The sequence below is a fragment of the Psychrobacter vallis genome (assembly GCF_904846715.1).
GTDB lineage: Bacteria > Pseudomonadota > Gammaproteobacteria > Pseudomonadales > Moraxellaceae > Psychrobacter > Psychrobacter vallis.
The window spans coordinates 1-24,025 of sequence record NZ_CAJHBU010000008.1; the positions used below are offsets into that span (position 1 = coordinate 1).

Sequence of the window (24,025 nt, forward strand, 5' to 3'; positions counted from 1 at the left end):
ATATAGGGTGTTGCTTTTCGCTATCTACTCTTAAACCGTTGTGGCTTAAGCTATCTAGCGAGCCGACTATCTTATCACGAATGATGAGTTTGTCAAGCTTGTTTTTTAATTCGTTTCAATAAGTTAGCTGGCTAATTATAAGTGATCAATCACTCTTTACTAACTGCTTTGCCTTAATGAGGTGCGTATTATAGACGCTTTATTTATTTAGTCAAGAAGTATTTTTAATTGGTTTAAAGTTTTTATCTGTTGGATTTAAACTTCTCGCTAGTTGGTCAGTTTGAATAAAGTAGTAAACTACTTATCCAACCCGCCTTCCCTTCCGACTGGGACGCATTATACGCATATCTAAGAGTAGGTCAAGCATGAATCTATAAATAATATGACTAATTTTCTTCTATTTATCATTTGTCCAGATAACCGTTTGTTTTACTTAACAATTAATTTTTCTGAATATTTAAGTGTATTGGCATTAATCATATTATAGTGAGCTATAGTGGTGTTTATCTTTAAACATCTATAAAAAAAGGAATTCACCGCTCGGCAAATTCCTTAAATATAGCTAATAGTTCGTTTTACACTTTTGTTTTAACCCATTTTTGCTTTAACCGTGGTCACGATACCTGACAGCGCATAAATAATGCCAATGGCTAAAATACCTACTGGTATGTCATAGAGCACGATACTCATAATCAATACGCCAATGATAAGAACGACAAAAGGTACTTTCTTTTTATCAAACTCTTTAAAGCTATAGTACTTGACGTTACTGACCATCAGCAAACCACAAGTTACGACCCAAGCGGCAAATAAAAACATCACAGCTGTATCGTATTGCCCTATCCACTCGTTGTGATCGATAGCGACCATAACAGCAGCTGTCACTAAGATTGCCGCCAATGGACTGGCCAAACCAACAAAGTACTTTTTATCGACTGTAGCCACTTGCACATTGAAACGTGCCAAGCGAAATGCCCCGCAAGCTGTGAAAACAAAAGCACAACCAAGACCGATACGGCCTAATGGCTGTAAGGCAAAACTATAAATCAAAATCGCTGGCGCAACACCAAACGCTAACATGTCCGCTAACGAGTCATATTGCTCACCAAAGGGGCTTTGCGCATTGAGCATACGCGCAACGCGACCATCAGCACCATCGAGGATAGCGGATAAAAAGATAGCCAAAGAGGCTTTATAAAACTCGCCTTGCGTACTCGCTAAGATCGAATAAAAACCAGACAATAAGGATAAAGTCGTAATCAGGTTAGGGGCTAAATACACACCGCGACTGACCACCCGCTTGCCTTCAGCAACCTCTGCTTCAATCACCTCAAAGGTCAAGCCATCATAACTGTCATTATCCGCCAAGCGAATATTGAACTCATGCTCATCAACAAAAGGCGGCTGGGTTGCGGCAGTGTCTTGCAACAATCGATCGTTTAAAGGGGCGTCATTTGCTTGGCTTTTGGGTGGTTGCTCGTTGGTCATCTTAATATCCTTACTTTACCGGTATCTTATTCATTGACCCTATTGTTTATTGAGCTAACTATTCGCCAACAAGCCAGCGCACATTGGTGGCACTGTCAGGCGTTAAGTCTGGAGCATCCGCCACTTTCAAAGCAGGCTGTAAAAAGCGTAATATTTCGCGTGCATGATTATCAAATTGCCAAGGTGGATTGATAACGAGCAAACCTGTACCGTTAAGACCGACGGCGACATCATTTGGATAAATATTCAGCTCGCACACCAGCTGACGTCTCATTTCAGTACGCTTAAGCTTTTTGTAAAACAGCTCGACCGCTTCGACGTTCTTAATAGGGAACCAAAGCGCATAAGTGCCTTGTGGCCATTTATTATAGGCCGCCACGAGCAGGTTTATCAGACGGGTAAAGTCTTTGTGCTCTTGCTCATAAGGCGGATCAAGAAAAATCAGACCACGCTTTTCTTTTGGTGGAATAACGGCAGTAATACCTTCAAAGGCATCACGATGCTGTATACCAATGGGTAACTTGTGCAACTGATAATTTAGCGCATCATATTCGCTGGCTTTGGCTTCAAAAGCTTCACCGCGTACGCCAGCATCAGGTTTTTTCTCGATATGATGGGCAACCCACCAAGGAGAACCAGGGTAGACTTTATTGTCGTAAGTGAAACGGGCTTGTTTAATGCCTTCCATATAATCTTTGACAGCGGCTGGCGCCTTATCGGTATCTACCTGTAGTAAAGCTTGGATACCACCTTTGGCCTCTCCTGTCTTGCGCGCTTCTTCACTGCTTAGTGAATACAGTCCACGACCGCCATAAGCGTCAAGCACATAAAAAGGTTTGTTTTTTTGCCCCAATTGATTAAGGAGTTGTACCAATAAAATGTGTTTAACCACATCAGCAAAGTTACCAGCGTGGTAGGCGTGTTTATAGTTCATAATCTCAAAAGTTTAAATAAGAAAAATTACATCTATGGTAGCATAGGCTGCGTAAAAGATAATGTGGTTTTGGTAAATGCTTTCAATAAAAACGCATCGATTGACAGCTGATTGAGAATAATGAGATGAAATGACACAGATTATTAGCAACCTGAATGTGACAGAGTTAATCGTCGATGATCCGATAGGTGAGGATAATCCACCATTACTGTTCCCAAGCAGTCCTAACAACAACCAAGAAATCCCCACACAACATGGTTTGCAATTGTCTGACTTTGATATAAATTGGCAAGACAGATTAGATGATACTCAGCTGGACAAGTTCGTTAATGATGGCTGGATTATCATTGATGATGTGTTTGCAAACAAAGCATTACTCGCCCTGCAAGCAGAAAGTGGTTTTATTGATTATCGTGATGCAGCGCTCACTGCTGGTATCCGTATTAGTGATATTCGCGGTGATAAAATTCGCTGGATTACTGAAAAATTCTTTGCTGGGTTTTATTATTTGCAAAGTATCAATGCGCTTGCCGCTTTATTCAACCGTAGCTTGTTCGCAGGTATTCGTCATAGTGAAGCGCATTATGCTTGCTATCCAGTAGGATTTGGCTATCAATGGCACAGTGACAATCCAGCTGGGCGTGATGAACGTGTTATCTCAGCCGTGTTTTATCTCAACGATGAGTGGGCGACGAGTGATGGCGGCGCATTAGAAATCGTAGATAAACAGGGCCTTCATCATCACGTTATGCCAGTTGCCAATAGATTGATAATATTTGATAGTGATTTGCAACATCAAGTACAAATCGCTCATCGCCAGCGCTACTCTATCGCTACTTGGATGCGCCGTGATGGTTTGGTGCCATTTGTTGACGAAAACAGTTAAAGCATCATTTACCAAAACTCTAAAAATCGACTTTATATATAAAAGGTTTATTCATGTCTAACTTTAATAAGCAAGCGACCCATCAGCAACAAACGCTAGATCTAAGTATCGCCTTACTTGAGCGCCCTTCCGTCACGCCAGATGATGATGGTTGCCAAGATATATTGTCAGAGCGCTTGCAACAAGCAGGGTTTGATTGCGAGTTTATGTATTTTGGTGACAGAAAACAAAACGGCGAGCACGCGGAAGTCAAAAACCTATGGGCACGCCGTGGTACGACTGATCCAGTTATTTGTTTTGCTGGTCATACCGATGTTGTACCGACTGGTGACGAAAACAATTGGACGTATCCGCCATTTACTCCGACCATTTCTGATGGTTATTTATGGGCACGCGGGGCGGCTGATATGAAAACAGGTATTGCCGCTTTTACTATCGCCGCCGAACGCTTTGTGAAAAATCATCCTGAACACAACGGCTCTATTGCCTTTTTGATTACCTCAGATGAAGAAGGCCCTTCTATCAATGGCACCGTTAAAGTTATCGAAACTCTAGAAGCACGCAATGAAAAAATTACTTATTGCCTCGTCGGTGAACCATCAAGCACCGATACGCTAGGTGATATTATCAAAAACGGTCGTCGCGGCTCACTAGGTGCAGTATTAACAGTGACTGGCAAACAAGGCCATGTCGCCTATCCGCATTTGGCGTCTAATCCTATTCATGCCGCCATGTCAGCGTTAGCAGAATTGACTAATGCAACATGGGACGAAGGCAATGACTACTTTCCAGCAACGTCTCTACAAATCTCTAATATCAATGGTGGTACAGGCGCGACCAACGTCATTCCTGAAACCTTAGAAGTTGTGTTTAACTTTCGCTTTTCGACCGAAACCACTGAAGATGAGCTAAAAGCCAAAACTCACGCTATCTTCGATAAACATTTTAAAGACAGCCATTTTGCCGATAGCAAAGCCAGTTATGCTATCAATTGGAAGTTATCCGGTCAGCCGTTTTTAACCCCTGAAGGGAAATTGGTCTCGGCATGTCAGAAAGCCATCAAAAAAGTGACGGATGTCGATACTGTTTTATCAACCTCTGGCGGCACCTCGGATGGGCGTTTTATCGCGCCAACGGGTGCACAAGTCGTTGAGCTAGGTGTACGCAACGCCACGATTCACCAAGTTGACGAAAAGGTAGAAATCGATGATTTGGGTAAATTGGCACAAATTTATGAGGGAATTTTGGAGAATTTATTGCTCGATTAACCTTTATCTCTGCCAATAAAAAAGCGCCATTTGGATAAAATGACGCTTTTTTCTTTAGGGCAAGTGAGCAATGACTATTTAAAGGTTAAGGCCTTTTTCTGGCGACATATTTTCGAGTTTGTCATGTATTTTTACTAACTCTGCTTGGAAAGCATCAACCTTATCATTCATGTCTTCCTCTTCTTCCTTAAGCACAATTTCTGTTCTGAATTCCTCTACATCCAATACCCGCACTCGCAATGCATTTTTGATTAGTCCTAACTCATAGACAGAAATTTTCTTATCATTGTCATCGTTCATATTTACCTTCCGTCCCTAGAGTCTTTGAGGTTCTTCTCGTATCGACATAATACTAAATATACGGTAAAACAGAACAGGATAAGTAAATTTTCGTAATCTCGTGACGCAAAAAATGACAGTATAAGTCCATCAATCTACACTAGATCGAACCACATTTTTAAAATAAAAACACGCCCTAATACATAATTTAGGCATCATAAAGCCACTGATTAAATAACGCCCTTACGATATTGGCGCAGACAATATTTTTAGAAGAGGGGTTTTTTGTAGAGGATGCTTTTTATGACTTGATCTGTTTACTCGATACCAATATAGACATCAACTTGACCATACTCAAGATTGCCACCGATATAATGCTCAAAATCAACATTAAAAGTTCTTACGTGTTCACAGCTGCGATCATTAAAATATGTCCACGCCTTTTCCCAAGCATTCATTATAGTGTATGGCATTCTACCCTCTTCAGAGAAAACCAAGTACTTGCCTGCAGGAATATTTACTGTCACTACATTTGCAGCATTAGCCTTATTGTCATTGTCTGACGACTCTTGCTCGCTGTCCGTTTTCCAACCTGCTACCACATCAAATGCGCCTACTAAATCTTCACTCTCATAATTATGGTAAACACCATAGATGTCTTCACCCTCGGGAAGTTTATCCGCGTGATTTTGATAAAATTTTTGCCATAAACGACCTAGTTTGGCCGTTTCTTGGTTTATCTCAGCGTTATTGGTGGTACGAACGCTGATACCGCTACAAGCTATCGCTTCAGGTAGCTCTTTTACTTCTGATGTCATGATGCGGCCTTTTCTGTTTGTTGATTTGATTGTTTGTTTATGACGATGTGTAATATGACAAAGCCCATTTAATCGGCTTCATCAATCCAATTCATTTGAATGGCTTCTAAGATGCCTTCGTTTGATTTTTGTGGATCATCATCAAAGCCTTCAAGCTCAGTTACCCAGCGATGTAAATCAGTAAAACGTATGTACTGTGGATCAGTCTCTGGAAACTTCTCATAAAGCTCAATAGCGATGTCTAAGCTGTCTGTCCATTTGAGTTTTTGCGGGGTCATCATGGCTCCTTAATTTTTAATCGTTTTGATAGGCACTATCCTACCAAAATTCGCCAAATGATTATAGCGCTGATAATTATATAGCCAAGCGCTTTATCCTTTCACCGTTGGTTTTGCCGACTTCACCGCGACTTGATGATTATTCCATGTGGTGATGACATCCGTTAGCTGATCGCCTGTCATATCCAGCACCGCAGGCGCACACTGTCCTTTTTTGTTCATCAAAACAAACTTGGTCATGCCAACGCCCATCAGCTGGTTTTTTACAAAAAAATGAGTTTCAAAATACACGTATTTTTTATCCCATCCGACAAGCTTGCTATTTACCGTCATTTTATCCAAAAATTTGATTTCTTTCAGATAGATCATTTCTTGCATGGCAATAACCCAGTTTAAGGGCTTAATACCTTTTTGATGACAACAGCTCATTAGCCAGCGCGTCACGTTGAGTTCAATAAAAGACAAGTAACGATAGTTGGGCAAATGATCGCGAAAACCCATGTCATGTGGTAAGACACGATACTGACGAACAACAGGAGCGGTCAACATCTCGACACTCAGGTATTCACTGACCGATTGCTGTTTTAATTGTTGCTTGAGCAAGCTGACCATAATAAAAAAACGCAGTAGCATATTCATAAACCATTCTCTTATTTCTTCGTATTTATAATTAATGATTATAGTGGGCAATGATATCGGCTTGTCACCCGTTCATAAATGCCACCCACTTTAACGCAAAAAAGCCACCTCGGTGACTTTTTATTGGAAAACGTATTTGAGAGATTAATGACCTGCGCCATTGATACTGCGTACCATTTCCTCTACCATTTTTTTGGCATCGCCGAAGATCATCATGGTTTTGTCCATGTAGAACAAGCTGTTGTCTAAGCCTGCATAACCAGTGCTCATTGAACGTTTGATGACCATGACCGTTTGGGCTTTGGTGACTTCTAGAATCGGCATACCAAAAATTGGCGAGGTTGGATCGTCTTTTGCAGAAGGATTCACCACGTCGTTTGCACCGATAACTAAGACCACATCGGTACTGGCAAAGTCTGAATTGATCTCATCCATCTCTAAAATATCATCATAAGGTACGTCAGCTTCAGCCAATAGTACGTTCATGTGACCCGGCATACGACCAGCGACCGGATGAATCGCAAAACGAACATTAACGCCTTCTTCTTTTAGCAACTCATACAGCTCTTTTACCGCATTCTGTGCACGGCCCTGTGCCATACCATAACCTGGTACGATGACCACACTACTCGCATTGGCCATTAAGAATCCAGCGTCTTCTGCTGAGCCTGCTTTGTAGTTTTTGGGCGCGCCAGTATCCTCGCCTGCTGCCACTGCGGACGTGCCCATACCGCCGAACAGTACGTTGAGCAATGAACGGTTCATGGCTTTACACATGATATAAGATAAAATCGCACCTGACGAGCCAACGAGCGAGCCTGCGATAATTAGCATCGAGTTGCCAAGAGTAAAACCAATTCCTGCCGCCGCCCAACCAGAGAAAGAGTTCAATAGCGATACAACTACTGGCATATCACCGCCACCGATTGGCGCAATCCACATCCAGCCAAAGATAACCGCAATTACTGCCATGGCATAAAAAGCTGGTAGCGAATCCGTGACGAAATACACGCCACCGAAACCAATCATAGCAACGAACAATAACGCTTGAACCGGTTTTACCCAGCCACCGACCAGTGTTTTCGCCCAGCTTTTTGCCGCCAATTTACCAAAGGCAAAGACCGAGGCTGAGAAAGTAATCGCACCGATAAAGCAGCCGATAAATAGCTCGACACGGGCAACGGCACCATGCTGCTGTTCAGTATGCAATACCGTCGCAAGGGCAATCGCGACCGCTGCCAAACCGACAAATGAATGCATCAAAGCAACGGTTTCTGGCATCTGAGTCATCGCGACTGTTTTCGCTTTCCACATACCAACAACAGCACCTAACACCATCGCACCGATAATTAACCAAAGAACAGGGCCTTCTGCTAAGAAGAATGTCGTCACGACGGCAATCGCCATCGCCGCCATACCAAAACGGTTACCGCGAATAGCGGTCTTCGGACTAGACAAACCACGTAAAGTTAAGACGAAAAGAATAGCGCCAACCAGATAAAACCAATCAGCATTTGCCGCAATCATCGCTGAAAAATCATTCATGCGTCGCCTCCAGTTTCTGTTGCATTGGCTTCAAGAGCAGGTGATTTTTTCACTTTAGGTTTGAACATCGAAAGCATCCGCTCAGTCACGGCAAAACCCCCAAAGATATTGATACTGGCCAAAAATACCGCAAAAGCACCAAGCAAACTGGTCGGTGTAAACATCGATCCATCAATGGTGACTGTCTGTAGCATCGCACCGACGATGACAATACTGGATAAGGCATTGGTTACCGCCATCAATGGCGTATGCAGAGCAGGCGTAACACCCCAAACAACGTAATATCCAACAAAAATAGCGAGTACAAATACCGTAAAAATCGCTACGAATGGTGTGCTACTCATGGCTGCACCAGCTGGCGCGGCCGCTAAAATAGTGGCAATCATCTAATCCTCCTAAAAATTTATTCGTGTCTGGCAAATGTGTAGCACTAAAATACACGGTGACAACATGCATAGTGATAGGTAGTCAAACCCTAGCGTTTGCCGAGGCGTACTTGACTGTCATGTGTCACTGCCAATGCACCTTGAATCTCGTCTTCCATGTCTACATTAAGTGCCAATGTAAGTGGTAAGTTAGGTGATGCGTCACTTGCTGAAGCATCGTCATTAGCAGGCGCAATTAAGGTCGTGATAAAATTGACAAGGTTATTGGCGTATAAATCTGAAGACTGCGCTGCCAGCATCGATGGGATATTGGCAGCACCAACAATACGTACGCCATTGTCTGTAGTGATGGTTTCGTTAGGCACGCTGCCTTCTACATTTCCACCCGTTCCGGCGGCCATATCAATCAGTACAGAACCTGCTTTCATTTTGGCAAGGGTTGCCTGATGAACCAAACGCGGTGCTTGACGACCAGGAATCTGCGCCGTCGTGATAACGATATCAGCATTACTTAGCGCTTTATCAACCACGGCAGCTTGGTCTTTGATGTATTGCTCTGATGGTGTCCATGCATAACCGCCCGTTGCTTTTGCCTTTTGCGCTTCTTCTTCACTCATCGGCACATCAAGCCATTTACCACCAAGAGATTCGACTTGCTCTTTTGCGGCAGGACGCAGGTCACTGGCTTCAACCACCGCACCCAAACGCTTCGCCGTCGCAATGGCTTGCAAACCAGCAACACCAACGCCTAAAATGACGACTTTGGCGGGCTTGACCGTCCCTGCTGAGGTCATAAACATGGGGAAAGGACGCGAATATTCATTGGCCGCCAGCAGCACTGCCTTATAGCCAGCAAGGTTGGCTTGCGATGACAGTACATCCATGTTTTGGGCACGCGACAATGTGCGGGGTAATAACTCCATCGCAAAAGCCGTGACACCTTTTTCAGCATAAATATCAAGCTGAGTGTTGCGATATGGGTCGAGCATGCCAATGACAATCTGACCAGATGATAATCTTTCAGTAGCTTCAGCTGGTAAATCATTGACGGTGGTAATAATTTGAGACTGCGTAATCACCTCTGCGCTGCCATTTGCAATGTCGGCACCTGCAGCCTGATACAACTCATCAGCATAATACGCTGCTTGACCAGCACCCGACTGTATAACGACTTCAAACCCGAGTTTCCGCAATTTTTTGACCGCGTCTGGGGTTAATGCAACACGGCTCTCGCTCGCGACATCTGCACTGACTACACCGATTTTCATACCGTCTCCTTACTCACGTCTAATGACTATATTTACGTCTCACGACTATATTTACGTCCCATGACTACCTTTAACACCCTCAACGCACATTTAAAAAGCACAGGGGACAAAAAATCTTTGGTCATAAATGGCTTAAAATAATGACCAAAGATTATCAATTTAATAAATGATAGCTACTTTGCCATCAAGCCTTTTTATTATAGAGACATCATCTGGCAACTTTCATTGTCTAATGATGACGCATAAGTAAAATAAAAAGTTAGGCACTTACACCACATACATAACTTTTATTGTTATATTAAAAATTTTCATTTTTCTGCTAGCCTGAATGATTAACTGCCTATGGGTTGACGTTGCTAGTTATAGTCTTTACAACGTTGGCAAACAGCCGATACAGTCTTAAAAAACGAGAAACTCTAACGAGTAAGAAGCGTTCAATCGATGGCTGTCGTATAATAAAAAGCCTTGACGCACAAATAGAGTGGCTATTCACTCACCATAATAAGGAATAACAATGTATTTTTTACTGTCTCCTGCCAAATCTTTGAATGAAACAGACGCGATACCCGTAAATCTAGGCAACCATTACAGTCAGCCTGAGTTAATTGAACACTCACAGGCGTTGATGAAAATATTAAAATCGAAAGAGCCAATGGATTTGCAAGCGCTCATGAGCATCTCTGATGATTTGGCTCAGCTCAATGCCCAACGCAATCAACAATGGCGTTGGAGTAAAGACCAGCCATTTACCGATCATGTATCTGGTAATAAAGCCAAACCTGCTGGTTATTTATTCGATGGGGATGTTTATACGGGTCTTGATATGTATGGCATGGATAAAGACACGGCTATTTATGTCAATGAGCATTTAGGTATCTTATCTGGACTGTATGGCGTATTGAAACCGCTCGATCTTATCCAACCGTATCGGTTAGAGATGGGCACCAAGCTGAAAAACGAGCGCGGTGATAACCTGTATGAATTTTGGAGCGAAGAAATTACTCATGCTATTAATGCGAACATGACAGATAATGAAGATAAAATTTTAATCAATTTGGCGTCGAATGAATATTTCAAATCGGTCAAAAAGAAAGCACTCGATGCCGACATCATCACACCAAGGTTTGAAGATGAAAAAAGTGGCACGTATAAAGTGATTAGTTTTTATGCCAAAAAAGCGCGCGGCCTAATGGTGAAATATGCCGCTGACAATAAGCTGACCAATGCAGAGCAATTAAAGGATTTTGATTTGGCAGGGTATTATTACTGTGAAGAGGCATCTGACGATAAGACTTGGACGTTTAGACGGAATGCGGCAGATCAGTAGTTTGATATAAAAACTATATTTACTACAGTCGCTAGAAGCATTGCACTCAGTGCTTCTAGCCCACTCATCCAATATTCTTTAGTTGAACGGATTACAACAATCCTTTTTACGGTTGCAATTAATGGCTAAAACCATTGCACTGAGCTATAAATATTATTCTCTAACGTGAAATAATCGACATGATAGCGTCAGCCAGTTGAGGGATTTCCTTCATTTTCAAACCTGCAATATTAATTCTGCCATTTGGCATGCCGTAAATCGCGAACTCATCTTGTAATACTAACATTTGATTTTCTGTTAGCGGTAATAGAGAAAACATGCCTTTTTGATGTGAAATGTTCAAAAACTCTGCAGGTGCACCCCTATCCTTTAAAGCTGCGCCTAATGCTTGGCGAATAGTATCTACCCTATCACGGTAGCTTGCCAGCTCGACTAGCCAAGCGTCTGGGTTGTCTAGCAAATAAGCTGCCACTGCGGCACCGTGATTGGGTGGCATGGAGTAATTGGCACGTGTGATGGTTTCTAAAAGTGTTTGTATATCTGCATAGCGCTCATGGTTCGTCGTTACCACCGTGGCAATACCCGTACGCTCGTTGTACAGTCCCATATTTTTTGAACAGCTGGCAGCGATAAATGCAAAATCAGAGTCTTCAATGATTAGACGAAGCCCTGTAGCATCAGTATCGGGATCACCTCCAAAACCTTGATACGCCATATCAATAAACGGGACAATATTTTTCTGTTTACATTTATCAGAAAACCGTTGCCACTGCTCTAAAGAAGGATCTATACCGGTAGGATTGTGACAGCACGCATGTAATAACAGCACGTCTCCTTCTTTTGCTTTTTCTAGCGCGGCAAAACACGCATCAATATCTAATTGACTATTTTTATTTTGCCATGGATACGTATTGACTGTTAACCCAGCACCTTCCATCAGCGGACGATGATTGATATAGCCAGGGTCACTAATCCAAACGGTTGAATCTGGAGAGAGCGTGGCGATCAAATCAGCAATGAGTCGTAATGCACCTGATGCCCCAATCGTTTGAATCGTGCATTGGTTTTTTAGACTTGGACTCTCACCCAGTACAAGTTTTGCCATTTGTTGGTTAAAATTAGCGTCACCCGATAGCATGCCATAAGCCTTTGAATGAGCTTGATGAGCAAGATGTATTTCTGCGTCTTGCACGGTTTTCATTACAGGCGTATTGCCATACTCGTCTCGATAGACACCAACCAATAGATCTATTTTATGTTTGCGCCGGTCAGCGCGAAACCTACCTAACAATGCCCACAGTGGATCACCATTAATGATAGGCATATTGTTTAACATCATGATACTTCCTTAATTAATTTATTGCGATCGATTGGACAAGATGACACCAATGGTACTTAGTACGATGCCGCATATCATGATGACTGATAGAGACTCATTGAGTATTAGCGCCGCGAGCATGGCGGTTAATCCTGGGGACAAAGAGCCAAGTAATAAGGTACGAATGGAGCCCAATTGTTTGACCGCATAAGAAAATGCAATGGTTGATACCACCCCTACACCAAATCCTTGTACTAGGATAAATGGAAGCGCTTCATCAAAAGATACAGAACCTATATTGGTCTCCACCATACCAGACAAAACCATCACTAATGTCAGAAAAAAAGAGGTATAAGAGAGCACGATAGCGATAGCTATTGGACTTAACTTGGTGCTTTTTAACCCTAAGGTATAACCCGCCCAAATCAGGCTTGCCATCAACAGTAACCCCACGCCGTATAGCAGGCTATTGGGTATTGTCTGTGCATGCCCACCAATCATAGTAGCGATACCGAAAAGAATAAGCATTAATGCGGCAAATTTTCTTAATGATATTCGTTGACGATAAAAAATAAAAGACAATAATGCGGCAAAGAAGACTGGTGTGCCTGTCAAAACAGTACCAACGTAAGCTGCTGGCACCGTACTTGCACCAAAGGCCGCTAACAAAAGAAAAGGCACGCCGCCAAATAAGATAAACATGATATCTGGCAGTCTTATATTTTTGATTTCATGCCAACTAGAGAGCACCCAAGGAGTCAACAAGACTAGCGGTACACTAAAGCGAATGAGCATGACATCGGCAATACTTAGCGACGACGCCCCAACCGCTCGCACAGTCAACGCAAATCCTGACCAAATCAATAATACAACGCTCATAGCCACATAGCCTTTGGTTAGTGGCGACATAATAAACAAAGGATTTTTGCGTGATGAAGGCTGAGATATCGTATTCATAGTCGTGTCTTATACTGGTATGCAAAGACCAATTATCGATTAAAATACACGCTTTTACCTCTATTTATTCATTGCAATTTTGCAAATATTTGGTGGATAATGCTAATTAAATCAAAATTCTTGGCTTAAAAAGCCAAAAGGTAAATTATGGACAAAATCGATCGTCACATTTTGGAAGTGCTTCAGAAAGAAGCGCGCTTATCTACGGCTGAACTGTCCGAACGTATAGGGCTGTCACCGTCTCCTTGCGCGCGACGCCTAAAACGCTTGGAGGATGAAGGTTATATAGAGAACTATCAAGCGAACGTAAACAAAGCCAAAGCGGGTATTACGATGAGTTTCTTTGTGGAGGTCAGTCTCAACAGCCACCAAGAAGAATCTATCGCAAACTTTGAAAAAGCCCTATCCGATATGGACGAAGTGATTAATGGACATGTGGTGTCGGGTTCTTACGATTATTTATTAGAAGTAGTGAGCCCCAATCTTGATGGTTATGAGCGGTTCACACGTAAGCTACACAAGCTTGCTAGCGTAAAAGATATACACACTCATTTATCGGTGAGAAAGGTAATTAATAAGACGACTTTACCTATTTTTGTGTGAGATTTTTAATACTAATGAGCAATGTCGAGCACGGTCTTTACATATGTTAAGTCCATTAAGGTTAGTATAAATAGCTAGTGAAGTTGAATACTTATAGAACTTTATTATCGAGCATAAAAAAGCCCTGCTATCTTTCGATAGCAGAGCCTTTAGCAGTCAAATAGACTTTATGAGGTTGATTTTACTTTTTGCGAAAAGTGATTTATCGAGGAAGACGCGCGAAAATAGTACCTATCGTACATTGAGCACGTCTGACAAAGAAAAACCACTTTGTAGCAGAAGTAAAATTACATCATGCCGCCCATTCCACCCATACCGCCCATTCCACCAGCACCGCCCATGCCAGCCATACCATCATCTTTTTCTGGTAGGTCAGTAATCATGGCTTCAGTCGTTAGCATGAGGCCAGCAACAGACGCTGCGTTTTCTAATGCTGAACGTGCAACTTTTGCTGGATCAAGGATACCCATTTCTAGCATATCGCCGTATTCACCAGAGGCCGCATTGTAACCGTAGTTACCAGTGCCGTTTTTCACTTCGTTAACCACGACTGACGCTTCTTCGCCTGCGTTGGTTACGATTTGGCGTAATGGTGCTTCCATCGCGCGGCGTAGGATATTGATACCGGCGTCTTGGTCATCGTTATCACCTTTTAGCTCAGATAATGCATTCATCGCACGTACTAAGGCAACACCACCACCAGGCACAACGCCTTCTTCAACCGCTGCACGAGTCGCATGTAACGCATCATCAACGCGATCTTTCTTCTCTTTCATTTCAGTTTCGGTCGCTGCGCCAACTTTGATAACGGCTACGCCGCCAGCCAATTTCGCAACACGCTCTTGTAGCTTTTCTTTATCGTAGTCAGAAGTAGACTCTTCGATTTGACGGTTGATAGACGCAACGCGGTTATCGATATCCGCTTTGTTACCAGCACCATCAACGATCACAGTGTTTTCTTTGCCAACAGTCACTTTCTTAGCTGTACCCAATTGCTCAAGTGTCGCTGTCTCTAGGCTCAGACCAATCTCTTCAGAGATCACAGTACCGCCAGTTAGCGTCGCGATATCTTCTAGCATTGCTTTACGACGATCGCCGAAACCTGGTGCTTTAACCGCACAAGTTTTTAAGCCACCGCGCATGTTGTTTACAACAAGAGTCGCTAGCGCTTCGTTTTCTACGTCTTCAGCGATGATGAGCAATGGCTTGCTCTGCTGCATGACTTGCTCAAGTAATGGCACGATTTCACGAATGTTGCTGATTTTTTTGTCAACTAACAAGATATATGGGTTTTCAAATTCAGCCGTTAAGCTGTCTTGCTTATTGGCAAAGTATGGGCTGATATAACCACGATCAAACTGCATACCCTCTACTACTTCTAGAGTATCTTCAAAGCTTGAACCTTCTTCTACCGTGATAACGCCTTGCTTACCGACTTTTTCCATCGCTTGAGCAATCAAATCACCAATTTTGGTGTCTGAGTTGGCAGAGATAGAACCCACTTGGGCGATTGCTTTTGAATCGTCAGCTGGCGTAGATAGCAGATGGATTTGCTCAACAGCCGCGCGAACCGCTTTATCGATACCGCGCTTAAGATCCATCGGGTTCATGCCAGCGGCTACTGACTTCATGCCTTCTTGCAAGATTGACTGAGCCAATACGGTCGCAGTGGTCGTACCATCACCAGCGACATCGTTTGTGCGGCTAGCCACTTCACGTACCAACTGTGCACCCATGTTTTCGAATTTGTTTTCAAGCTCGATTTCTTTGGCAACCGATACACCATCTTTAGTGATGGTAGGTGCGCCAAATGACTTGTCGATAACAACGTTACGACCTTTAGGCCCTAGTGTGACTCGTACTGCATTTGCTAGGATGTTTACGCCATCCATCATTTGTTTACGGGCATCTATGCCGAATTTTACGTCTTTTGCCATGTTAAATTACTCCATTATTATAAGTATGAGAATACAATTGAATGATTCTTTAGTACGGTTATCAATGCTGTCAGCTAAAAAATAATTAGCCAAAATTGCCATTAGAGCAATTAGCCTTCTAGCACACCCAATACATCAGATTCTTTCATAATAAGTAGTTCTTCGCCGTCAACTTTCACGGTTTGACCAGCATATTGACCGAACAAAACTTTGTCGCCAGTTTTTACGTCTAACGCGCGAGTGTCACCGTTGTCACGAATCTGACCATTACCAGTGGCTAACACTTCACCTTGTGATGGTTTTTCTTGTGCTGAACCAGGAAGTAAGATACCACCAGCAGTTTTTGTTTCTTCTTCTATACGGCGGACGACAATACGGTCATGTAAAGGACGAATGTTCATCGATATGACTCCAAAAATTGGTTATTTGAATAAAGGGTTTATTTGAATTAATGCTCTCAATACCAATATCTATAAGCATTGCTGCATAAAAGCAGCATTCTAAAGATAAGCTTTGAGCTTGTATCAAAAAGTGGGGGCAGTGGAAGATGGCTTCAAGTGTAAAGCCCAAAAATTTACAAGAATTTTGCATGTCACGAGCTATTGAATTAGGAATACCGTTATTTAAAACGTTTCGTTTGGCGTACTCTATTATAAATAGCGTTAGCACGATTCTAAAAGAACCAATGTGAGTAGTGATAGTTTGATTACCGCTTTTCTTTATCTTTATATAGCCAGCTGCTTAACGTCCCTCTTCTTACTAGGCTTACAGTCGGTTACTCATTATGATGGCAATCGCTTTGCCCGTAACATTGACTACAAGAGCAACACATCAAGAGCTAAGGCTATGCTTGAAAATGTAACATAATATGACCATTATAGTTTTTGCTAATATCATGACAGTCATAAACAAAAACTAATATGACTGCACAAAGACTAATTAAGGAATATCCATGAGTTTTTTCTCAATGAATAAAAAAACACCTACTGCTAATAACACACAGCGTATTAATTCTAAGTTATTTACCGCCTTAACCACAGGGGCCAGTATTGCTGCCATTGGAGCTTTAAGTATGACCGCACCCACACTCGCCAACGCAAAAACCATTCAACCCTCAAGCGCTAATTATAGCTTTACGGTAGAAGACAAGTACAAAGGATCCGCTACTCGTACTTTAAAGAAATCAGGCAACACTTGGAAATACGACGTGAATGCTCGCGTGGCTGGCGTTGCTAGTGCCGCACAAAGCAGCACCTTTACTATTACTGGCAACAATGTCAGTCCAAGCCAAGCCAGCACCACTTATAAGTTACTCGGTATGGGACGGACGCATAAGTTGGACTTTAACCCAAGTGCCAAAAAGGTCACCAGTAACTATAAAGGTAAGACGACGACCATGGACATGGCACAGCAAGCCTTTGATGATTTGAGCCTTGAGGTACAAATTCGCCAAGATTTATTAAATGGTAAATTCTCTGGTAATTACTACATGGCCAAAAAGAACAAAGTAGAAAAGACGCCATTTAAAAAATCCGGCAATACTAAGATCACTGTCCCAGCTGGTACGTTTGATACGGTACGTGTTGACCGTATCCATGATGACAACAGCCGCTCTACCAGCTTTTGGTTGGCACCAAGCTTGGATTACTTACCCATAAAAGTAAGCCAGATTAATGATGGTAAAAAAATGGATTTAGAATTGACCAAAGTCAACTAATCTAAGCATTCAAAGAAATCACCTTAAAGAAGTAACATCATATTAAAAAAGCGGCGCTCCGAATAGAGCGCCGCTTTTTTGTGTCTTAAGCTTATATCTTAAGATTAAAACCGATTAACGATGGATATCGTCTCTTGGATAATATAAAAATGTTAGCGAGAGCGAGGTTGCTTGACGACATTATTCATTGAAGGCAGGCGTTTAAGCAAAATAAATAGCCAAAAATTGATAGTTAGCAACAAGATAAAATCAATCAAATAGATAAGTATCTCAGCCCAACTACTGCCGTAAGCACGAGCAAATAGCACCACACCACTTGCACCCAAGTACACCAAGATAAACATACTGCTTATCAGCAATGCATAAGGTGAGCGGCCACGCAGTATCCATGGCGTCAAGATAAATGCTGGCACCAACCATAACGCTTGCCAAGCGATACCACCGATAATATCAGGATGACTTGGGTTAAAGACGTTAATAGAAATAGGCAATGCAAGCAACCTATAGACTAACCATATAAGCCAAGTAATCAGCAGACGCTGACGAATGGGAGCAATAGGTTTTTTAACCTTGACAGCTTTACCAGATTTTTTTGCTGGCGTGGTAGCATTTATCTCACTATCGGAGCGGTTTGTGGCCATTAGATATATTTATTTCCCAATCAATAACATAGTGCTTCACTACAGTTAATCCACTATAACATGAGTACAGAGCCGCTTAGCGATGCCAGTTGGCTTGCGCCAGAGCGGTTGCACTGATAGCCAAACGACGACCTTGAGCAATTCCCAGCTCTCGCTCATCAGCCGACACGGGTTGATCATGTAATGCACCACTGACATGACTGCTGCCATAAGGCGTACCACCACGACTGGTGCGATTTAATGCAGGCTCTGCATAAGGCACTCCAACGATAATCATGCCATGATGCATCAACGGCAACATCATGGTCAGCAACGTCGTCTCTTGACCACCGTGCATCGAACCTGTGGCAGTAAATACTGATGCGGGTTTATTTTGCAAATTACCTGCCAGCCAAACAGTGACGGTATTGTCCCAAAAATACTTCATGGGCGCAGCCATGTTGCCAAAGTGCGTCGGGCTACCAAGCGCAAGGCCGCTGCAATCTTTGAGATCATCCATGGTGCAATAAAGGTCACCTTCATCCGGTATTGCAGGCTTACTCGATGTGGTCTCGGGGGCAACGGTTGGCACGGTACGGATACGCGCCGTCATGCCAGCATCTTCAATACCTTGAGCGATAGCATATGCCAATGTCTTAGTCGTACCATAATTAGAATAATACAGCACCAAAACGTAAGGATCAGTCTGACTCATTAGCAACACTTCCTCATAAAATCATTAACGTCATTATTTATATAGTCGATTCTAAATAAAACAGAACCATTATATTGCAACGCAGAACTGCTATATCGTTTTTAAACTGAACTGACTATAGCAGTCACCTGCCAGCATTTTCGCCATTCAAACACAGCTGTCATTCAAATACAGCAGCTAGCTGATGCTATCTATGTCTGTACACATTATGCCCGAGCCACTCCCTGACATGCAAACTGACCTATATCCTATTGTAGCGGGTAAAACCCTGCAACGGTTACTATTGTGCATTTTGACACAATTAAATGGCAGATGATAACGGCTCATTTTTGTTACACTACTGTCACTTTACCCTTGCTAGATGATCGACATGGAAAAATTATCAGAAAAAATCCCATTTTTACATCAACGCTGGTTTCAATTTTTGCAATTTTTGACTCGGCATTTTTTAGAAGACAATTGCCAACAAAAAGCAGCCTCTTTGACTTATACGACGATGTTATCGATTGTGCCAATACTGACGGTATTATTGATGATTTTATCCTCAGTACCAGCGCTTGCATCGGTCAGAGCACAAATTTATGAGGTGATATATAGCAATTTATTGCCACAATCAAGCATGCAGGTCAGTCAGTATATCAATAGCTTCGCCGAAAAGTCATCTAATCTAACCATTATTGGTGCCATGGTTTTACTCTTTACGACCATCATGACGTTGACGACCATTGAACGCGCTTTTAACCAAATCTGGCGCGTAGAAAACCGTTCGGGCGGCCTAAAAAGCATGTTGCGCTACTGGACTATCGTTACGTTAGGGCCATTGGTATTGGGTACTGCTTTTATCGCCTCAAGTGCGGTACAAAGTCTAAGTTTCTTAAATCGACAAATCGCAGGTTATGGTATCGATTGGTCATTTTGGGTACAGGCGGTGTCCATTGGTATCACTGTCGCAGGTTTCATCGGGATGTATTGGTTTATTCCCAAAGCACGCGTACCAGTAAAAAACGCCGCCATCGCTGGTGTATTTGTCGCCATCGTATTTGAGCTGATGAAGCATCTCTTTGGTACAGTGATGGCCAACTTTACCAGTTATGAAGCGATCTATGGCGCTTTTGCCGCACTGCCTATTTTCTTACTATGGATTTATTTATCATGGAATCTCATTTTATTGGGCGTTGAGATTAGCTATACCCTGACTATTTTTGAAACCCAAGAGGTTTATCCTCGTCATCCGTTACTCAGCTTGCTAGATATGCTAAATTTGGTATATACCCATCACCTAAAAGGCGAAGCCGTCAGCGAACAAGCGCTGCGTAATGTGCTAGGGCGCAAGGAATTACCAAAGTGGTATATTTACATCAATTATCTACAAGACAGCAACCTCATCACGATGACCGAAGATGATGATTATGTGCTCAAAAAAGACTTGAGCAAAATGACCTTGTGGGATTTTTATCGGACTCTACCCTACCCCTTGCCCATTAAGGATGAGCTCGACGAGATGAATGTAGAGGATCAGAAACCTTGGCTAAGCTTGTTGGTTGATCGCTTTGAGCACACCGAAGCTTATGCCAAACAGCAGTTGAATCTGCCGTTAAGTGCTATTTTTGCCCATAGTGAGCCACGTAAGAAAGCCTCTCCGGAAGAAAAAGGCACACGTAAAGGTCATAAAAATAATTTATTTAGAAAAATCGAACCTGAAACAGCCAGTCAGCTATCAGGTAATGATTCAAATATCGAAGGGTCACGGCACTTTGAGCCTATCGCCTATGATAGAGAAAGTGACATTGAATATGACGATCACAATAACGAGGCCATTATCCCTATAGGCAGTGGCGAACGCAATGCGCAAACGGCTACCAACAAAAGAGATCAAAAGAACGCTATTATTACAGAAGCGGATAACCCCAAAATAAAGTAAAAATTATAGGGCAATGTTTAGAGCCATAAAGTTATAAAAAAGCCACGATGCCATTATTTTTGGATGCCTTAAAGCTTATGACAACAAATAAAAACGACCAAAAAAACTTATGGCAGGGTACTTATGATGCAGCTCAGAAAAGACTGAGGCAATTCACTCAGCTATGGTCGCTACAGACGCTTTCTGATCTGCCCGATCGACTTAAAAACCTGTGGGAGCAGCTTATTGGCTCTTACTGGTTTATCCCCACTGCGTGTGTGATCGCGGGTATTCTACTTGCACCGTTATTGGTGACTGTCGATCAGCATTTCGACCGTGAAACCGTCAGAGAGATTACTTTTGCCTTTACGGGTGACGATGATGCCGCTCGCGCTATCATGACAGCGATTGCAGGTGCTGTGCTCGGCGTGGCGGGAACCACCTTTTCGATTACGATCGCCGTGCTGTCTATGGCATCTTCACAGTTTGGCCCAAGATTGTTGCGTAACTTTTTGACAGATAAGCCAAATCAGTTTGTATTGGGTGCGTTCATTGGTACGTTTAGCTATAGTTTGTTGGTCTTAAAGTCTATTCATAAGTATGATGTGTCATATGGCGTACCGCAGCTGTCCGTCACTTTTGCTATTATCATGGCAATTATTTGCGCGCTTTTACTGGTGTATTTTGTACAGCATATGGTACACGCCATCCAAGCCTCACATGTCATTCAAAATGCCAGCAATGATGCTATCGATAACATTCACTACTGGTACAGTGATTGCTGTGATATTGAGCATCAACGTAATGTTGAACATCATGATGTCGAGCAATTTCAGACGTGGCCTGCAACACCTGTCTATCCCCCACGCTCAGGTTATATCCAGCAAATTTATCTTGAGTCATTGATAACATTGACTCAAGACTATGGTGGTGTGGTACAAATGCATGTCAACCTTGGTGACTATGTCACTGACAAAAACGTGATTGGTTATTTTTATCAACGCCCAAAAAACCATCCTCTTAATCAACAAAAAACAGCGACACCACACTTGGCAGTTGTGCCGCGCTCACCTGATGGTATGTTTTGGCAGCGTTTTGCCGATTGCATACGCCTCGAACAACGCTTGGCGCATTCTAATGACATTGCCTATAGTTTGGGGCAAATGACTGAGATTGCGGTTCGGGCATTATCGCCGGGTATCAACGACCCAAAAACAGCCGTCAACTGTGTGCAATCATTGACGAGCTGCTTGAGTATCATGATGCGTCGTCAGCCGCCCAGTCCTTATCACTTTTATACGCCAGCACCCGATAACGATGCGTCTGATACAGTGGGTCATGAGCAGCGATCGGCCATATTGGCTTTGGTCACTCACACTCCCACAATATCAGACTTTATTAATAGGTCGCTTGGCGAGATACGTCGTTATGCAGCAGCGGACTTGATGGTACTCAAAGCGCTGTGTCAGTCAATGATAGATCTGAGTTACGCACGCGTGAATCATGCACAGCAGCAAACGCTATTACATGAGCTAAATTTGATCAAGCGTGCTGGAGAAGAGAATTTAAGCTATCAAGAGCTGATACATGATTTGATTGCTATGTGCCAACAAGCAGAGCGATTTATTCTTGATGATGATGCGCAACATCAGTATTTTAGTTATGAAAGTGAATTTGCCGCCCACATCCGTAAAGCACTAGAAACACAATCAAGCTAAGCATTGGAAACATTGCTAATGTCCCATACGTATGCATAAAACAAAGAAATATTACACCGACGTGACTCTCATAAGCTTTGAGCTTATAAGGTAACTTTTATATTGATAAGAGATCTTGCTTTATGGCATCTGCAACCAGTTTAACCATCCTCGAAGTCAGCGCCATATTCTTAACAATTACGGCCTTATTGACTTATGTCAATCATCGTTTTATTGGTTTACCAACCACGATTGGCGTGATGGTCATCTCTATTGTCTTGTCTATCGGTGCAATATTTTTAGGGTTTTTAGGGTTTGATCAACTCATTGATTATGAAGTTAGCTTATTAAAGCGGCTTGATTTTACCGAAGTGTTGTTGGATGGCATGCTCTCTATGCTCTTATTTGCTGGCGCTTTACACGTCAATATTAGTGATTTAAAGCGTTATAAACTGCCCATTGGTATCCTCGCTGGTCTTGGCACTATCGTGTCAGCAATGCTTATTGCTACAGCAATTTATTTTATGCTACCCCTACTTGGTTTTGGCTTACCATTTCTGTGGTGCTTATTGTTTGGGGCTCTCATATCTCCTACTGATCCCATTGCGGTGATGGGTATTCTGTCCTCGGCAGGTGCGCCCAAAAGTATCGAAACCGTGATCGCTGGTGAGTCATTATTTAATGATGGTATCGGCGTGGTTATCTTTGTTTTGCTGCTCGGTATTTTATCAAGCGGCGATATCCCAACGGCTAACTATGTGGCACATACGTTAGCAGTTGAAGCTGGTGGTGGCATCGTCTTTGGTTTGGTACTCGGCGCCATTTTATATTACTTAATCAAAAGCATCGACAGTTATCAAGAGGAAGTACTCCTAACGCTGGCAGGTGTCATTGGCGGCTATGCGCTTGCCAGTCATTGGCATTTATCAGGGCCATTGGCCATGGTAATAGTGGGATTAATGGTTGGTAATCGCGGGCGAGCGCTGGCGATGAGTGACAAGACACGTCATTATATTGATTTGTTTTGGGAATTGATTGATGAGATTTTAAATGCCATTTTATTCGTACTGATCGGGCTAGAAGTGGTAATGATTGCTTACTCAGGTAACTTATTTATCGCCGCTGGTTTGACGATTATTATTGCCCTGCTTGCTCGCTTTATTGTCGTAGGCATGACCACCAAAACCTTTCATCGCCAGCTTGACTTGCCGAAAGGCGCTTGGAAAGTACTGACATGGGGCGGATTGCGTGGTGGGATTTCAGTGGCCTTGGTATTGCAGCTTCCTATTGGTGCAGAACGTGATATCTTATTGGCGCTCACTTATGCCGTGGTGATATTTTCTATTTTGGTACAAGGATTAAGCGTTGGCAGAGTCGCCAAAAGTATTCGTACGGATGATAAAGTAGTAACGGAGGGATAGCGTAAAAACAACCTCAACCGCCAT

At 42.7% G+C, this 24,025-nt stretch carries 23 protein-coding genes; 8 read left to right on the top strand and 15 right to left on the bottom strand.

Annotated elements, in window-relative coordinates:
• Nucleotides 1–588 precede the first annotated feature (588 nt).
• Both pssA and JMY02_RS06630 read right to left on the bottom strand, forming a co-directional pair.
• Nucleotides 589–1,488: a CDP-diacylglycerol--serine O-phosphatidyltransferase gene (pssA, locus tag JMY02_RS06625; RefSeq protein WP_227678434.1), complete on the bottom strand. Its 900-nt coding sequence runs from the start codon at nt 1,486–1,488 to the stop codon at nt 589–591.
• A gap of 58 nt (nt 1,489–1,546) precedes the next feature.
• Complete coding sequence (locus JMY02_RS06630; protein ID WP_201596491.1) at nt 1,547–2,422, bottom strand: 23S rRNA (adenine(2030)-N(6))-methyltransferase RlmJ; 876 nt, start codon at nt 2,420–2,422, stop codon at nt 1,547–1,549.
• Nucleotides 2,423–2,552: 130 nt separating this feature from the next.
• Between JMY02_RS06630 and JMY02_RS06635 the strand changes: the two genes are divergently transcribed.
• Both JMY02_RS06635 and dapE read left to right on the top strand, forming a co-directional pair.
• A complete protein-coding gene (locus JMY02_RS06635) occupies nt 2,553–3,308 on the top strand; it encodes a 2OG-Fe(II) oxygenase (RefSeq protein WP_201596493.1) in 756 nt (251 codons plus the stop codon).
• Between the two features lie 53 nt (nt 3,309–3,361).
• Entirely contained in the window at nt 3,362–4,576 is a 1,215-nt protein-coding gene (gene dapE / locus JMY02_RS06640; protein WP_201596495.1) for a succinyl-diaminopimelate desuccinylase, read from the top strand.
• Between the two features lie 78 nt (nt 4,577–4,654).
• Here the strand turns inward: dapE and JMY02_RS06645 are convergent, their stop codons facing one another.
• From JMY02_RS06645 to JMY02_RS06675, 7 genes are all read right to left on the bottom strand, one after another.
• Nucleotides 4,655–4,876 carry a hypothetical protein gene (locus tag JMY02_RS06645; protein WP_201596497.1) on the bottom strand — a complete coding sequence of 74 codons (222 nt, stop codon included), beginning with the start codon at nt 4,874–4,876 and terminating at the stop codon, nt 4,655–4,657.
• A gap of 296 nt (nt 4,877–5,172) precedes the next feature.
• On the bottom strand, nt 5,173–5,673 hold the full coding sequence (locus tag JMY02_RS06650; protein ID WP_201596499.1) for a GyrI-like domain-containing protein: 501 nt from the start codon (nt 5,671–5,673) through the stop codon (nt 5,173–5,175).
• A 68-nt stretch (nt 5,674–5,741) separates the two neighbouring features.
• Nucleotides 5,742–5,951 (bottom strand): Fe-S cluster assembly protein IscX, encoded by a 210-nt coding sequence (iscX, locus tag JMY02_RS06655; RefSeq protein ID WP_021812734.1) that lies wholly within the window; start codon nt 5,949–5,951, stop codon nt 5,742–5,744.
• 93 nt (nt 5,952–6,044) lie between these two features.
• Nucleotides 6,045–6,590 carry an acyl-CoA thioesterase gene (locus JMY02_RS06660; RefSeq protein ID WP_201596501.1) on the bottom strand — a complete coding sequence of 182 codons (546 nt, stop codon included), beginning with the start codon at nt 6,588–6,590 and terminating at the stop codon, nt 6,045–6,047.
• Nucleotides 6,591–6,734: 144 nt separating this feature from the next.
• Nucleotides 6,735–8,135: an NAD(P)(+) transhydrogenase (Re/Si-specific) subunit beta gene (locus JMY02_RS06665; RefSeq protein WP_406947728.1), complete on the bottom strand. Its 1,401-nt coding sequence runs from the start codon at nt 8,133–8,135 to the stop codon at nt 6,735–6,737.
• Nucleotides 8,132–8,479 carry a proton-translocating transhydrogenase family protein gene (locus tag JMY02_RS06670; protein WP_200861727.1) on the bottom strand — a complete coding sequence of 116 codons (348 nt, stop codon included), beginning with the start codon at nt 8,477–8,479 and terminating at the stop codon, nt 8,132–8,134. The genes JMY02_RS06665 and JMY02_RS06670 overlap by 4 nt, the downstream gene beginning before the upstream one ends.
• Before the next feature lie 131 nt (nt 8,480–8,610).
• Complete coding sequence (locus tag JMY02_RS06675) at nt 8,611–9,789, bottom strand: NAD(P) transhydrogenase subunit alpha (protein ID WP_201596503.1); 1,179 nt, start codon at nt 9,787–9,789, stop codon at nt 8,611–8,613.
• A gap of 514 nt (nt 9,790–10,303) precedes the next feature.
• Here JMY02_RS06675 and yaaA point away from each other — a divergent pair.
• Nucleotides 10,304–11,116: a peroxide stress protein YaaA gene (gene yaaA / locus JMY02_RS06680; protein ID WP_201596505.1), complete on the top strand. Its 813-nt coding sequence runs from the start codon at nt 10,304–10,306 to the stop codon at nt 11,114–11,116.
• Between the two features lie 160 nt (nt 11,117–11,276).
• Here the strand turns inward: yaaA and JMY02_RS06685 are convergent, their stop codons facing one another.
• Both JMY02_RS06685 and JMY02_RS06690 read right to left on the bottom strand, forming a co-directional pair.
• Nucleotides 11,277–12,455: an amino acid aminotransferase gene (locus JMY02_RS06685; protein WP_201596507.1), complete on the bottom strand. Its 1,179-nt coding sequence runs from the start codon at nt 12,453–12,455 to the stop codon at nt 11,277–11,279.
• Nucleotides 12,456–12,473: 18 nt separating this feature from the next.
• A complete protein-coding gene (locus tag JMY02_RS06690) occupies nt 12,474–13,391 on the bottom strand; it encodes a DMT family transporter (RefSeq protein WP_227678435.1) in 918 nt (305 codons plus the stop codon).
• Nucleotides 13,392–13,538: 147 nt separating this feature from the next.
• On the opposite strand from JMY02_RS06690, the gene JMY02_RS06695 reads away from it, so the two are divergent.
• A complete protein-coding gene (locus tag JMY02_RS06695; protein ID WP_201596509.1) occupies nt 13,539–13,994 on the top strand; it encodes an Lrp/AsnC family transcriptional regulator in 456 nt (151 codons plus the stop codon).
• A gap of 287 nt (nt 13,995–14,281) precedes the next feature.
• On the opposite strand, the gene groL is transcribed toward JMY02_RS06695, so the two are convergent.
• Together groL and JMY02_RS06705 are read right to left on the bottom strand one after the other, a co-directional pair.
• The gene (gene groL, locus JMY02_RS06700) at nt 14,282–15,931 is read right to left on the bottom strand and encodes a chaperonin GroEL (protein ID WP_201596511.1); all 1,650 of its coding nucleotides are present in this window, start codon (nt 15,929–15,931) and stop codon (nt 14,282–14,284) included.
• 110 nt (nt 15,932–16,041) lie between these two features.
• Nucleotides 16,042–16,332, bottom strand: coding sequence for a co-chaperone GroES (locus JMY02_RS06705; RefSeq protein ID WP_021812726.1), 291 nt, complete (start codon nt 16,330–16,332; stop codon nt 16,042–16,044).
• A 551-nt stretch (nt 16,333–16,883) separates the two neighbouring features.
• Here JMY02_RS06705 and JMY02_RS06710 point away from each other — a divergent pair.
• Nucleotides 16,884–17,648 (top strand): DUF3108 domain-containing protein, encoded by a 765-nt coding sequence (locus tag JMY02_RS06710; RefSeq protein WP_201596513.1) that lies wholly within the window; start codon nt 16,884–16,886, stop codon nt 17,646–17,648.
• A 152-nt stretch (nt 17,649–17,800) separates the two neighbouring features.
• Here the strand turns inward: JMY02_RS06710 and JMY02_RS06715 are convergent, their stop codons facing one another.
• Both JMY02_RS06715 and wrbA read right to left on the bottom strand, forming a co-directional pair.
• A complete protein-coding gene (locus JMY02_RS06715; RefSeq protein WP_201596515.1) occupies nt 17,801–18,289 on the bottom strand; it encodes a hypothetical protein in 489 nt (162 codons plus the stop codon).
• A 76-nt stretch (nt 18,290–18,365) separates the two neighbouring features.
• Nucleotides 18,366–18,983 carry an NAD(P)H:quinone oxidoreductase gene (gene wrbA / locus JMY02_RS06720; protein WP_201596517.1) on the bottom strand — a complete coding sequence of 206 codons (618 nt, stop codon included), beginning with the start codon at nt 18,981–18,983 and terminating at the stop codon, nt 18,366–18,368.
• A gap of 370 nt (nt 18,984–19,353) precedes the next feature.
• Here wrbA and JMY02_RS06725 point away from each other — a divergent pair, with 370 nt between their 5' ends.
• From JMY02_RS06725 to JMY02_RS06735, 3 genes are all read left to right on the top strand, one after another.
• On the top strand, nt 19,354–20,904 hold the full coding sequence (locus tag JMY02_RS06725; protein WP_201596519.1) for a YihY/virulence factor BrkB family protein: 1,551 nt from the start codon (nt 19,354–19,356) through the stop codon (nt 20,902–20,904).
• A gap of 77 nt (nt 20,905–20,981) precedes the next feature.
• Complete coding sequence (locus tag JMY02_RS06730; RefSeq protein ID WP_201596521.1) at nt 20,982–22,601, top strand: DUF2254 domain-containing protein; 1,620 nt, start codon at nt 20,982–20,984, stop codon at nt 22,599–22,601.
• Nucleotides 22,602–22,723: 122 nt separating this feature from the next.
• Nucleotides 22,724–24,001, top strand: a complete 1,278-nt coding sequence (locus JMY02_RS06735) for a cation:proton antiporter (RefSeq protein ID WP_201596523.1) — start codon at nt 22,724–22,726, stop codon at nt 23,999–24,001.
• Nucleotides 24,002–24,025 lie beyond the last annotated feature (24 nt).